This window comes from Streptosporangium sp. CA-115845, assembly GCF_050943795.1.
Classification (GTDB): Bacteria; Actinomycetota; Actinomycetes; order Streptosporangiales; family Streptosporangiaceae; genus Streptosporangium.
Genome location: NZ_CP191988.1, coordinates 7,373,245 through 7,386,370 on the forward strand (window position 1 = coordinate 7,373,245; position 13,126 = coordinate 7,386,370).

Consider the following 13,126-nt stretch of genomic DNA (forward strand, 5'->3'; position numbering starts at 1 on the left):
AGACGCGAGGCCGGTCTCCGGTCCCGCGCGGCCATCAGGGAGCGACGACACTCGTGCTCCGCGGGGCCGTTACGGGACCGGCCGGAGAACGGGCGATCAAAGGAGTGTGCCGTGTTCCACACCCGAAGGCCGGCAGGGATCCTGGCACTGCTGGCATGCGGCTCGCTCCTGCTCAGCGCCTGCGCGAGCACCGATCCGACGGACGACCCGACGGCATCGGGCTCGGAGTCGATCCCGGCCGAGACCATCGCCTACGCGTACGAGCAGGAGTTCCACTCCTACAACAACAACACCACCGCCGAGAACGCCACGCGCAACGCGGCGCCCCTGCAGCGGGTGCTCACGGGTTTCTGGTTCTACGGTGACAAGGGCGCGATCGTCCCCGACAAGGACTTCGGAACCTACGAGAAGATCTCCGACGACCCGCTGAGCGTCAAGTACACGATCAACGCCAAGGCGGTCTGGTCCGACGGCACCCCGATCGACTGCGACGACGTCATGCTGTGGTGGGCCTTCCGGTCCGGCAAGGTCAAGGGCTTCGCCTCAGCCGACACCAACGGCGTCCAGGACACCGAGGTCCCCGACTGCGAGAAGGGCGGCAAGGAGTTCACCCTGGCCTACGACAAGCCGTTCGCGGACTGGGTGGCCGGCGGCCCCGGCGCGACCGAGATGCTGCCGGCCCACGTGGTCGCCGAGCAGGACGGCCTGTCCGAGGAGGACTTCATCGCGGCGGTCAAGAACACCGACTCGAAGAAACTCGCCGAGGGCATCAAGTTCTTCAACGACGGCTGGGTCTCCGAGGGCAGGCTGCCCGAGGCCAGGCTGATCCCCTCCTCGGGACCGTACAAGCTCTCCAAGCTGGACGCCGGGCAGCGGCTGACCCTCATCGCCAACGACAGGTGGTGGGGCACCCCCGCCGCGACTCCGACGATCGTCGAGCGTTTCATCACCCTCGACGAGCAGGCGCAGGCGCTGCAGAACCGCGAGGTCCAGATCGTCGAGCCGCAGCCGGGACCCGAGGTGCTCAAGCAGTTGCAGTCCCTGCGGGGGGTGAAGGTCAGCGTCTCCGACAAGTACACCTACGAGCACCTGGACTTCAACTTCCACTCCAGCCCGTTCCGCGACAGAAGGCTGCGCGAGGCGTTCGCCAGATGCGTGCCCAGGCAGCTCATCGTCGACCATCTGATCAAGCCCGTCGCACCCGCGGCCAGGCCCCTGCAGGTTCGCACCGTGGCTCCGTTCCAGGCCAACAGCGCCGCGGTCGTGGCCGCCAGCGGCAGCGCCGACGTGTACACGCGACAGGACATCGCGGCTGCCAGGGAACTACTGCGGAAAACCGGCAAGACGGGGCTGGAAGTCAGCATCGGCTACCAGACCCCGAACCCGCGCCGCACCGCGGCGGTGCAGCTCATCATCGACTCCTGCGACAAGGCCGGGTTCAAGGTCGTCGACAAGGGCTCCGAGGATTTCCTGGGCACCGTGATGCCGACCAACGGCTACGACGTGGCGCTGTTCGCCTGGTCGGGTTCGGCCCTGGTCAGTGGCTGGGCCTCCAGCTTCACCTCGCCGCAGAAGTGCGACGCCCACAGCAAGGGCAACAACAACGGCTGCTACTCCAGCAGGCGGGTCGACCTCCTCATCAAGGAGTTGAACTCGACCGTTGACCTGGCCGCCCAGGACCCGATCATCGGTGAGATAGAGAAGCGGCTCTGGAGGGACCTGGCCACCATCCCGCTGTTCCAGCATCCGGGCCTCAGCGCGTGGGACGAGACGCTCCAGAACGTCGTCCCGAACCCCGCGCAGTCGACCATCACCTGGAACATGGATAAATGGCGCCTTTCCTAGAGCGCCCCCTTCTCGCCGCCGCGGTCACGGCTGGAGAGCCCCGTATCTGACATTAGATGACAGGTACAGGCGCCAGGATGAGCGCAAGAGCTGAGACCTTCCAAGGGAGCCCAGACCATGCCTCGCGCCACCGGAACCTTCACCATCGACAGCTGGGATCCGCACGCCTACGACGAGGCCGAGGGTGCCACGCTCTCCCGCGTCCACATCACCAAGACCTTCGACGGCGACCTGGTCGGCACCAGCACCACGGACATCATCACCGCGGTCGCCCCGGTCGAGACGTCGGCGGCCTACGCGGGCTTCGAGCGCTTCACCGGCACCGCACACGGCCGCAAGGGCACCTTCGTGCTCCACCACACGGCCGCGACACACGCCGGGGAGTCGGAGCTGAGCTGGACGATCCTGCCCGACTCGGGCACCGGGGAACTGCTGGGCATCCGGGGCGGGGGGCAGATCGTCAACGACGACGGCGCCCACTCCTTCCACCTCGACTACGAGCTCGGCTGAGAGCGATTCGTCCGGGAAAACACCGAAGGGCGGCCATCTGGCCGCCCTTCGTGAGGAGTGGAGCTATGGGGATTCGAACCCCAGACCTCCTCCATGCCATGGAGGCGCGCTACCAACTGCGCCATAGCCCCTCGGTGTGAACCGATGTCGCCGGGCCCTGCCCGGCGTCCACGCCAGTGTATAGGAAATCACTCCACACCCTGTAACCGCCGAGGCGGGCCGCCACAGGGGCCGGCTCGCCTCGGGGCCGCGGGCGGGTGCCTACCGTAGCGACATGGCCTTCTCGATCAGCATGGCGAGCTCGGTCACCGCGGGGTCCTCGGTGGACGCGGCCAGCCGGCTGGCATGGGCGGCGAGATCCCCGGGGTCCGCTCCGGCGATCCCCTCCCCAGTGCGGAGGTACTCGGCGAAGCCCACGGCAACCACGTCGACCTGGAACCTCGGCGCGGACTCCCGCCACGGCGAGGCCGCCAGGTCACCGGCCGCGAGGGCGCGGGTGGCCTCGGCGGGATCGCGGGTGTCGGGGTCCTGCCAGCGTACGGTGGCGGTGGCCAGCTGACCCGACGCCCCGCCGCGCAGCCGCACCTCGTACAGGGCGGTCACCGAGTGACCGGGACCGATCTCGCCGCCGTCCTTGGCGTCGTCACGGAAGTCCTCGGTCGCGAGTTGCCGGTTCTCGTAGCCGATCAGACGGTACGACTCCACGACCGAGGGATTGAACACGACCTGTGCCTTGGCGTCGCGGGCGCGCAGGTCGAGGTTGGTGACGAGTTGCTCGACGAAGACCTTGCGCGCGTCGTCGGCGGAGCCGACGTAGACCGCGGCACCGTCCCCGTTGTCGGCGAGCTGCTCCATCAGCTGGTCACCGTAGTCGCGGCCGACGCCGACGCACAGCAGGGTTATCTTCCTGCCTGCGGCCTCCTGGACCCGGGCGAGGATGCCCTGCCAGGTGGTGTCACCGACGTTGGCCAGTCCGTCGGAGAGCAGGATGACCCGGTTGACCGCCACCGCCCTGAAGCTCGTCGCGGCCTGCGCGTAGCCACTGGTCAGTCCCTCCTCCAGGTTCGTCGACTGTCCTATGGCGAGGCGCTCGACGGCGGCATGGAGCCGGTCCCTGTCGGTTGCCGGGGTCATGGACAGGACGACGTCCGCCCGGTCGCTGAAGGCCACGATGGAGACCTGGTCACCGGGCCCGAGCTGGTCGACGAGCTTGTGCAGGGCCTCCCTGACCAGGTCGATCCTGCCGGACTCGCTCATCGAACCGGACACGTCCACCACGAAGGTGAGGTTCGCCGGGCGCCGGGCCTCCGCGTCCGCCCTGCGGGTCTGCAGGCCGACGCGGAGCAGCGCGGCGCCGTTCCCCGGCGTACGGGCACCGTCCATGTGCACGGTGAAGCCGTCGTCGTCCGGTTCCCGATAGTCCTGCGCGAAGGAGTTGACGAACTCCTCGGGCCGGACCTGACCAGGCTCCGGCAACCTGCCCTCCTGGATGGTCCGCCTGCTGTAGCCGTACGAGGCGGTGTCCACGTCGAGGGCGAAGGTGGAGATCTGCTCGGCGGCGGTGTCACGTTGCCTGGCGGCGTCGGCCTCGGAGTCCTCGATCCCGGAGGTGGCAAGGCCACCGGTTTCCGCGAGGGAGGGCCGCGGGACCTGCTTGCCGGATTCGGGCATCGGCTGGCTGGCGGTTCCCTTCCCGTCCGACGCCCCTCCGCAGGCTGCGGACAGCAGGACGATCGCGGCGAGGGCAATGGCGAGCGGGCGTGACTTCATGTCGCCTCCTAGGGATGCGTGTCACCCCCTACGACGGCTCCTTCCAGCCTCCCGCCGGGAGCTTGACCCAAGCGAGCGCAAACCGTGTTCGGCACGTGATCAGGGTTTCCGGGCCGGATCCCGCACGCCGAAGTCCTCGCCGGGGGTGGGCGGACCCGGCTGGTCGTCGCGGACGCCGCGGGCCGCGGTCGCCGTACGGGTGACGGTGTGCGACAGCATCTCGTTCATCTCGGCCATGCTGTGTGGCCGGATTCCCAGTCATCCTGAAAAAACGCGACATAGGATTCTTCGTCATGCGGGTGTACCTCGGCCTCGCGGCCAAAGATCCGGAAGCCGGAATACCGGAGGCGATGCTGCACCGTGTCAGGAGCGCGATCGACAGCGCGTTCCCCGTACCGCCGGAGGTCATCAGGTCACGCGAGTGGCACCGCCCCGGCATCACCATGTTCGCCTGGACCAACGAGCCCGACGACTCGCGGCAGCCCCCGCCGCTGATGACCGAGCACGACCGGGTGACCGGGGTGAACGGTTACCTGGCCGCACCGGAGGACGTGAACCGGCTGGCGGGCATGACCACGCTGGACAGCGAGGCGGTCGGCGGGTGCTTCTCGGTGTTCCGGGCCACCGGGGGCGAGCTGTCGGCCGCCACCGCGATCCACCGGGTCTGCCCGGTCTACTACGCCGAGACGCCCGGCGTGCACGTGATCGGCAGCCGGGCCCTCCTGGTCCATCTCGCCTGCGGCGAGCGCGTCGACTGGGACGTGCTCGCGCTGCAGTCGATGGTCCGGCAGGGATACTTCCTGTCCGACGAGACGCCCTACCTCGGGGTGAGCGCGCTGCCGCCGTCCTCGTCGGTGACCGTCAGGGGCGGCACCCGTACGATCACCACGACCCCGCTCCCGACGGCCGTGCCGGCACCGGAGTCGCGCAGGCGGAAGAAGGAGCTCGTCGGGGAGCTGGCCGAGGCGCTGCTGGCCACCGTGGAGCCGCTGCGCGCGGCGGGGGAACCGGTGAACCTTGCGCTCACCGGTGGCAGGGACAGCCGCCTGATCGCCGCGGTGCTGCACGCGGCCGGCATCCCGCTGCGCGCGACCACCAACGGCCTGGACACCCACCCCGACGTGATCCTCGCCGGGCGCGTCGCCCAGGCGCTCCGCGTCGAGCACACCGTCATCCCCCCGGCCCGCGCCGAGAAGAAGGACGCGATCGTCATCGAGCACCCGCTCGCGCGGGCCTACGAGACGCTGCGCGCCTGCGAAGGCATGACATCGGCGTACGAGTCGGTCGTCGGTTACCTCCCCTACAGCGCCAAGCCGACCATGTCCGGGCAGAGCGGCGAGATCCTGCGGGCCGGCGGCCTGTTGCTGCTCCAGACCGACCTGGGGGAGAAAGCACTGCGCCGCCGGGTGGACGTGACCTTCCTGCGAGATCCGGCGCTGTTCAGTGAGGCGGCCAACGAGCACGCCCGCGAGCTGGCCGGGCCGTGGCGAGAGCGGGCTCCGCTGGAGGCGCTCGACCACATGTACATCTCCTACAAGGTCGGCCGCTGGCACGCGGGGGCGCGGGCGGGCTCGCTGCGCCGGGGCGACCAGATCTGGCCCTTCCTCGACAACCGGGTGGTCCGCGCCGCGTTGGGTCTCGACCAGACCTGGCGGCTGTCGGAGGAGGTCATCTACGAACTCCTCGGCGTCCTGGCCCCGTCGCTCAGGGACATCCCGATCGAGGGCAAGCCGTGGCGATTCACCGCCGGGAAGCGGTACTACCCCTGGCAGCGCAGGCCGCAGGTGCTGACCGCGCCGAAAACCGGCGGCGGTGGCTGGAACTGGCGGACCAGCCCCGGTACGGAGCTGACCGGCCTGATACGCGACCACGTCCTGGGCCGCCTCGATCTGCTGACGCCCATCGTCAACCCCGACGAGGTTCGCGCGCTGTTCGCCGACCCCGTCCTCAAGAAGCCCAACCAGGCCTGGCATCTCTACACGGTGGCCACCATGCTGGGTGGAGACTATCCCGGCAAGGAACCCGAGGGCCTGCCCAGGATTCACATCCCCATCCCGTCCTGACCTGTCCGCACGGCCGAAGCCGGGGAAGACCGGTCTTCGCCGGCTCCGTTCCCCGATTCGTTCTCAAGCTCCGCGCCCCGCATGTCCGGTGTCGGGCAACGGAGTCCTCACCGGCCAGGCTTCCCGCTGCACCGCCGGTCGCCCTCCGGGAGAACCTTCATGCCCCGCCTGCCCACCGGTGCGTCGGGCATCGGTGGGATGGGCGTACCCAGCACCGACACCCGCGGCATCGTACGCCCACCGCCTCGAACCTCACCGATCGCCGGGCGCCGTCAGCAGGCGCAGGCGGCCCCGGAGACCGGCGCGGTCAGCGCGTCGACGGGCCGGCGGGACACCCCTCCTGCGGTCTCGACGGGGAAGCCCTCCCTGGCCCAGTACTCGAAGCCACCGAGCATCTCCTTCACCGGGTGGCCGAGCCTGGCGAACTCCAGCGCGGCCCGGGTGGCGCCGTTGCAACCAGGCCCCCAGCAGTAGGTCACCACGGTCACGCCGACCGGGATCACCGAGCCGGCCTGGGTGGCGATCAGCGCGGTGGGCAGATGGACGGCGCCCTGAACATGGCCCTGCTCCCAGCTCGCCAGGCTCCGTGAGTCGACCACGACGATGCTCGCGACCCCGGCCGCCAGGTCGGCGGCGACATCGGACACGTCGGTCTCGAACGCCAGCCGGGCGGCGAAATGCGCCAGCGCGACGGCATTCCCCGCGGCCGGTACCGAGGTTACCGCGCTCACCGGGACTGAGAGGGAAGCGGCGATGGCGTCCATGCTTAACCTTTCGTTCGTACGTGCTTGGCAGCGGACAGATCGGGGCGGACTTCACGCAAGCCACTCGTACCGCCCCGTGCGACCTCCAGCGGAGCCGGCGGACGGCTCGGTGAGGCAATGGTGCCCGCCGGGGAGCCCGGCCCGACAGTGGCATGAATGCCGCTTATCGTTAATATCTCGCCATGCTGGTTCCGCCTCCGAAACCACGCGGCGCGCATCCCGCCGTCGCCGTGCTCGCCTTCGACGGCATGACCCCCTTCGAGCTGGGCTGCGTGGTCGAGATCTTCGGCATCGCCCGGCCTGAGCTGGAGGTGCCCTGGTACGAGCTGTCGGTCTGCGCCGAGAGTCCTGCCGACCTGCGTGTCGCGGGCGGGTTCACCATGCGGGCGGAACACGGGCTTGACGTACTGGCCTCAGCGGACACGGTGATCGTGCCCGGGGTGGCCGACGTCCATGGTGAGGTGTCCCCCGAGGTGATCGCGGCGCTGCGGCGGGCCTACGACCGGGGGGCACGGGTCGTGTCGATCTGCTCGGGTGCGTTCGCGCTGGCCGCCGCCGGATTGCTGGACGACAGGGAGGCGACGACCCACTGGAGGTACGCCGACCTGCTCCGGCGGAGGTTCCCACGGGTCAGGGTCGACGCGGATGTCCTCTACGTGGACGGTGAGGACATCCTGACCAGCGCCGGCAGCGCCGCGGGACTGGACCTGCTGATCCACCTGGTACGCAAGGACCACGGGCCGGGCGTGGCCAACGAGGTCGCGCGCAGGCTCGTCATCCCTCCGCACAGGGAGGGCGGGCAGGCCCAGTTCATCCAGGCGGCGGTCACGCCCGTGGAGGACAGCACCGCCGTGGCGACCGCGATGGCCTGGGCACTGGACCACCTCGCCGCCCCCATCACGATCGCCGCCCTGGCGGAGGTGGCGCGCATGTCCCGGCGCACGTTCATCAGACATTTCAGCCGGCAGACCGGGACGAGCCCGCTGCGCTGGGTGATCTCCCAGCGGGTCACCGCCAGCCTGACGATGCTGGAGTCCACCTCCGCGCCGGTGGAGGAGATCGCGTCCGCGGTGGGCTTCGACAGCGCGGCGGCCTTCCGCCACCACTTCACCCGGGCGATGCGCACCTCTCCCTCTGCCTACCGCCGGGCGTTCCGCGCCCCGGTGTCGCCGGCCCGCGCGAACCCGCCTTCCACCGCTGTCGGGTAGTCGCGAAAACTTCGCCCCGTTCGGGCCGGGAACCTCCCGGCCGTGCACATCACACAACGTTACGCGTACGACGTACGAAGATCGTGTTCGACGAACATGTCCCGGCAGTGGAGCGAGTTCCGCAAACGGGCGTTTTCCGCGGTGACGACGACGGCTCCGACCTCGGCCCACAGCCGGTGCCGGACGGCGTCGAGGCCTACGTTCAATCACCGTCCAGCCAGCCCGTTATCCGACTTGAGTGAATATAATTCATTTATCCGATTAATTGCCACGACAGGATATTGGGCTTTTATGTAGCGATCCAAATTTACGGAAAGCAAAGAAACGCGCACCCTTCATCAAGCTTCCACACCTGATTCGATCGACACTTCTCCCGCCACTTCCCGAGCGTCCCAAGAATGGCCGCAAAGTGTTTTCGCTGAATACAACGGGAGAGACAACGCACGTGTCTATTTTCATGAAACGGACCCTTGCGGGCGGCGCGCTCGCCGGAGCCGTCCTTCTTCTGCACTCCCCTGTCCCAGTTTCAGCCGATTCGCAACTTTCGACTTCGGCGCAGGCTCGTCACGAGAGAATCGAATCCGCCAGGGGAACCCAGGTTGACCCCTGCCTTCTGACGATTTCCACTATTTGTACAAGCTTCATCTCCGTCCCCGGAACAGTTAACGCCCGCGACCTCTCCAGCACCAAGGCAATCATCCAGGGCGCATTGCAGCCGCAGCCGATCTCGGGCAGTTCGGCTTATATCCCGCTGTGCAAGTGGCTGGGCTTGCCAACCTTCCTGTGCCGGATTCCTGACGGAGTCCAGGGTCCTGCTGGGCCCACAGGCCCCAGAGGCCCGGTGGGGCCCCGAGGTCCCGTTGGCGCAACCGGACCTGAGGGCCCCGTCGGCCCTGAGGGACCGGCAGGACCCGCAGGGCCGACAGGACCCGAAGGGCCGGCAGGCGCCGACGGTGCCCCCGGACCCGAGGGCCCGGCAGGCGCTGACGGTGCCCCCGGACCCGAAGGACCCGCAGGACCCGCAGGCGCCGACGGCGCACCCGGCCCCGCAGGCCCGGCAGGCCCGGCAGGCGCTGACGGCGCACCCGGACCCGAAGGCCCGGCAGGACCCGCAGGCGCCGACGGCGCACCCGGCCCGGCAGGCGCTGACGGCGCACCCGGACCGGCAGGCGCTGACGGCGCACCCGGACCCGAAGGACCTGCAGGACCCGCAGGCGCCGACGGCGCACCCGGACCGGCAGGCGCCGACGGCGCACCCGGACCCGAAGGACCCGCAGGACCCGCAGGCGCCGACGGCGCACCCGGACCGGCAGGCGCCGACGGCGCACCCGGACCCGAAGGACCCGCAGGACCCGCAGGCGCCGACGGCGCACCCGGACCGGCAGGCGCCGACGGCGCACCCGGACCCGAAGGACCCGCAGGCCCGGCAGGCGCTGACGGTGCTCCCGGACCCGAAGGACCCGCAGGACCCGCAGGCGCCGACGGCGCACCCGGACCGGCAGGCGCCGACGGCGCACCCGGACCCGAAGGACCCGCAGGCCCGGCAGGCGCTGACGGTGCTCCCGGACCCGAAGGACCCGCAGGACCCGCAGGCGCCGACGGCGCACCCGGACCGGCAGGCGCTGACGGCGCACCCGGACCCGAAGGACCCGCAGGACCCGCAGGCGCCGACGGCGCACCCGGACCGGCAGGTGCCGACGGCGCACCCGGACCCGAAGGACCCGCAGGACCCGCAGGCGCTGACGGCGCACCCGGACCGGTAGGTGCCGACGGCGCACCCGGACCCGAGGGACCCGCAGGACCGCAAGGCCCAGCAGGACCCGAAGGACTCGCAGGCGCCGACGGCGCACCCGGACCGGTAGGTGCCGACGGCGCACCCGGACCCGAGGGACCCGCAGGACCGCAAGGCCCAGCAGGACCCGAAGGACCCGAAGGACCCGCAGGCGCTGACGGCGCACCCGGACCGGTAGGTGCCGACGGCGCACCCGGACCCGAGGGACCCGCAGGACCGCAAGGCCCAGCAGGACCCGAAGGACTCGCAGGCGCCGACGGCGCACCCGGACCGGTAGGTGCCGACGGCGCACCCGGACCCGAGGGACCCGCAGGACCGCAAGGCCCAGCAGGACCCGAAGGACCCGAAGGACCCGCAGGCGCTGACGGCGCACCCGGACCGGTAGGTGCCGACGGCGCACCCGGACCCGAGGGACCCGCAGGACCGCAAGGCCCAGCAGGACCCGAAGGACCCGAAGGCGCCGACGGCGCACCCGGACCGGTAGGTGCCGACGGCGCACCCGGACCCGAGGGACCCGCAGGACCGCAAGGCCCAGCAGGACCTGAAGGACCCGCAGGACCCGAGGGACCCGCAGGACCCGAAGGACCGCAAGGCCCTCCCGGATCAGGGACTTTGAGCACCCCGACGGCCAGGCCGCCGGTTTTCACTGCCCCGATCATCTGGGCCCCCATGCATGTTCGGGCCTGTACTCCCATGAAGATCTGCTGAGGTTTCCAGGGGTCTCATGGAACAGATCGATTGGCACCTCCCGGCCCAGCGGTTCACTCCACAGGTCTCCAGGACCAGGAAAGTGGCATTCGGGAACGGCTGTGCCGGGTAGGTGGCCGTCGACTGACCGCAAGAACTGACAGACAGCGAGGTACGGAGCGATATCGCTCCGTACCTCGCTGTCTGTCCGAGCCCTGCCGGAAGATCCCACGCCCGCGCAGGACCGTCGCCTCTTCCGCAGGCCCGCGAATCGACACCCCGCGCGCGGACACCTTCGCCGCACTCACCTGATGCCCCCGGCCACACCGGAGGTGAACCACCGTGCGGCGGCATGCGTGTTAGAGGAATGCGCCGACTGTTTCCCACTCTGCTGGCCATCGCCGTCCTGTCGTCGTGCGCCATGGCCGAGCCCAACGTGATCACCGCCAAGGGGGTGCGGCGGGAGGTCCCGGAGAACCCTCCGGTCGCGGAGACCGTGCGTGGTCTGACGTCCTTCGGGCATGCCCTGCTCACCGCGACCGCGAGCCCCGGGGCCAACGCCGTCCTGTCTCCGCTGAGCATCGGTTACGCCTTCGGCCTGGCGAGGGCGGGGGCGGTCGCGGACACCGCGACCGAACTCGACAGGGTCTTCGGCTTCCCCTCGGCAGGACCACATACCTCGCTCAACGCGCTCACCAGGCAGATCATCACGACCGAGGACCCGCCACCCCCTGCCCCTGCCCCAGGCGCGGAGCGGGATGCCCAAGATGCCCCCGCCCCTGCGATCGTGGGCATGGCCAACGGGCTCTTCACCCAGGAAGGGCTGAGCGTCAGGGCGGAGTTCCTGCGCACGCTCGCGGCACAGTACGGCGCGGGTGTGCGTCAGGTGGACTTCACCGGAGACGGCGCCAAGGTCATCGACTCCTGGGTCGAGGAGCGGACAGCCGGGCGGATCAGGAAGGTGTTCGACAACCTGAGCCCACAGACCAGAATGGTCATCGCCAACGCCGTCTACCTCAGGGCCGAGTGGACGACGCCGTTCGTCGACCCGCCTGAGGAAGGCGCCACCTTCACCCGAACGGACGGCACGACCGTGCGTACGGCCCTGATGCGCCGCGACGGAGTCCTCCCGTACGCGGCGGGGCCCGACTGGCAGGCCGTGGAGTTGCGGTACGCCGGCGGTGACCTGGCCATGTGGGTTCTCGTACCACAGGCGGGCGGTTCTCCCGGCGATCTGCTCTCCCCCGCCGTGACGGCACGGGTGGCCGCCGGGCTCAGGGAACGGCCGGTGAGGCTCGCCATGCCACGCTGGGACTTCTCCACGAGCCTGGACCTGGCGGAGCCGCTCGGGAAGCTGGGACTGCGGGGAACCGACTACTCGGGCATCACCGACGGCGCCTCTCTTGAGCAGGCCGTCCACCGCGCCAACATCACGGTGAACGAGTGGGGCACCGAGGCCGCCGCCGTCACCGGCCTCGCCTTCGCCGTATCGGCCCCGGCCACGCCCGAGGCCGAGGTCCGCGCCGACCACCCGTTCGCCTTCGCGATCGTTCACCGGCCGACGCTGACCCCGCTGTTCATCGGCCAGGTCGGCGATCCGGCCGCCGGGAACTGAGCCGGCACGGACGGTCAGGCCGGACGTCGGCGATCACGCCCGCAACGAGTCGACGAAATGCGCCATTCCGGTCAGCCAGCGGTCGGGGTCCTCGGCCTTGCGCCGGACGAAGCCGGCGACCTCGGGGTGCGGGAAGATATGGAACCGCTCGGCGGCGAGGCCCTCGACCACCGCGTCGGCCACGGCCTCGGGGTCGAGGACGGGTCCCGACGCGCCCGCCGCCCTCGCACTGAGATGGTCCGCGGCGACGCCGCGCTCGAACATGGCGGTGCGCACGCTCTGCGGGCAGAGCACGCTGACCCTGACGCCCCTGGTCGCGTAGTGGATGGACACCCACTCGGCGAAGGAGATCGCCGCCGACTTGGTCACGGCGTAGGGGGCGTCTCCGGGGCAGCTCACCAGCCCGGCCGCCGAACAGGTGTTGAGCAGGTAGCCCTCACCGCGCTCGACCATACCGGGCACGACAGCGCGTGCCGCGTAGACGTGGGCGAGGACGTTCACCGCGATCGTCCGGGTCCAGTCCGGGTTCGTGGCGTCGAGCCCGCGGCCGGTGGCGACGCCGGCGTTGGAACAGAACAGGCCGACCGGGCCGAAGGCACTCTCGGCGGTGGTGACCAGGCCCCGTACGTCCTCCTCGACCGACACGTCAGCCCGTACCGCGACCGCCCGGTCACCGATCTCCCTGGCCACCGCGGTCGCGCCCGCCGTGTCGATGTCGGCCACGACCACGCCGGCCGCCCCCTCGGCGGCGAACCTGCGGACCATCGCCCGGCCGATCCCGCTCGAGGCCCCGGTCACCACCACGACCTTGTCCCGCACCCGCATGCAAGCTCCCTCGAACCGACCAGCCGGTCTCTGGGAACCTATTCCTA

General features: G+C 70.2%; 11 protein-coding genes and 1 tRNA gene. 6 read left to right on the top strand and 6 right to left on the bottom strand.

Annotation, left to right across the window (positions count from 1 at the left end):
• The first annotated feature begins 111 nt into the window (after positions 1–111).
• Together ACQP0P_RS35050 and ACQP0P_RS35055 are read left to right on the top strand one after the other, a co-directional pair.
• Entirely contained in the window at positions 112–1,845 is a 1,734-nt protein-coding gene (locus ACQP0P_RS35050) for an ABC transporter family substrate-binding protein (protein ID WP_433363418.1), read from the top strand.
• Between the two features lie 117 nt (positions 1,846–1,962).
• A complete protein-coding gene (locus tag ACQP0P_RS35055; RefSeq protein WP_433363421.1) occupies positions 1,963–2,355 on the top strand; it encodes a DUF3224 domain-containing protein in 393 nt (130 codons plus the stop codon).
• A 58-nt stretch (positions 2,356–2,413) separates the two neighbouring features.
• Here ACQP0P_RS35055 and ACQP0P_RS35060 read toward each other — a convergent pair.
• The 3 genes from ACQP0P_RS35060 to ACQP0P_RS35070 form a co-directional block, all read right to left on the bottom strand.
• A tRNA-Ala gene (locus tag ACQP0P_RS35060) sits at positions 2,414–2,486 on the bottom strand.
• Between the two features lie 130 nt (positions 2,487–2,616).
• On the bottom strand, positions 2,617–4,125 hold the full coding sequence (locus tag ACQP0P_RS35065) for a YfbK domain-containing protein (protein ID WP_433363424.1): 1,509 nt from the start codon (positions 4,123–4,125) through the stop codon (positions 2,617–2,619).
• Positions 4,126–4,224: 99 nt separating this feature from the next.
• Positions 4,225–4,353: a hypothetical protein gene (locus tag ACQP0P_RS35070; protein WP_433363426.1), complete on the bottom strand. Its 129-nt coding sequence runs from the start codon at positions 4,351–4,353 to the stop codon at positions 4,225–4,227.
• Positions 4,354–4,418: 65 nt separating this feature from the next.
• Here ACQP0P_RS35070 and ACQP0P_RS35075 point away from each other — a divergent pair, with 65 nt between their 5' ends.
• Entirely contained in the window at positions 4,419–6,188 is a 1,770-nt protein-coding gene (locus tag ACQP0P_RS35075) for an asparagine synthase-related protein (RefSeq protein ID WP_433363429.1), read from the top strand.
• A gap of 272 nt (positions 6,189–6,460) precedes the next feature.
• Here the strand turns inward: ACQP0P_RS35075 and ACQP0P_RS35080 are convergent, their stop codons facing one another.
• Entirely contained in the window at positions 6,461–6,919 is a 459-nt protein-coding gene (locus ACQP0P_RS35080; protein WP_433363432.1) for a rhodanese-like domain-containing protein, read from the bottom strand.
• A gap of 215 nt (positions 6,920–7,134) precedes the next feature.
• Between ACQP0P_RS35080 and ACQP0P_RS35085 the strand changes: the two genes are divergently transcribed.
• The gene (locus tag ACQP0P_RS35085; protein WP_433363435.1) at positions 7,135–8,160 is read left to right on the top strand and encodes a helix-turn-helix domain-containing protein; all 1,026 of its coding nucleotides are present in this window, start codon (positions 7,135–7,137) and stop codon (positions 8,158–8,160) included.
• 59 nt (positions 8,161–8,219) lie between these two features.
• Here ACQP0P_RS35085 and ACQP0P_RS35090 read toward each other — a convergent pair whose 3' ends face one another.
• Positions 8,220–8,366: a hypothetical protein gene (locus ACQP0P_RS35090; RefSeq protein WP_433363438.1), complete on the bottom strand. Its 147-nt coding sequence runs from the start codon at positions 8,364–8,366 to the stop codon at positions 8,220–8,222.
• A 747-nt stretch (positions 8,367–9,113) separates the two neighbouring features.
• Between ACQP0P_RS35090 and ACQP0P_RS35095 the strand changes: the two genes are divergently transcribed.
• Both ACQP0P_RS35095 and ACQP0P_RS35100 read left to right on the top strand, forming a co-directional pair.
• Positions 9,114–9,923: a hypothetical protein gene (locus ACQP0P_RS35095; protein WP_433363441.1), complete on the top strand. Its 810-nt coding sequence runs from the start codon at positions 9,114–9,116 to the stop codon at positions 9,921–9,923.
• Between the two features lie 1,068 nt (positions 9,924–10,991).
• Positions 10,992–12,254: a serpin family protein gene (locus ACQP0P_RS35100; protein ID WP_433363444.1), complete on the top strand. Its 1,263-nt coding sequence runs from the start codon at positions 10,992–10,994 to the stop codon at positions 12,252–12,254.
• 33 nt (positions 12,255–12,287) lie between these two features.
• On the opposite strand, the gene ACQP0P_RS35105 is transcribed toward ACQP0P_RS35100, so the two are convergent.
• The gene (locus tag ACQP0P_RS35105) at positions 12,288–13,079 is read right to left on the bottom strand and encodes an SDR family oxidoreductase (RefSeq protein WP_433363447.1); all 792 of its coding nucleotides are present in this window, start codon (positions 13,077–13,079) and stop codon (positions 12,288–12,290) included.
• Between the last annotated feature and the right edge of the window lie 47 nt (positions 13,080–13,126).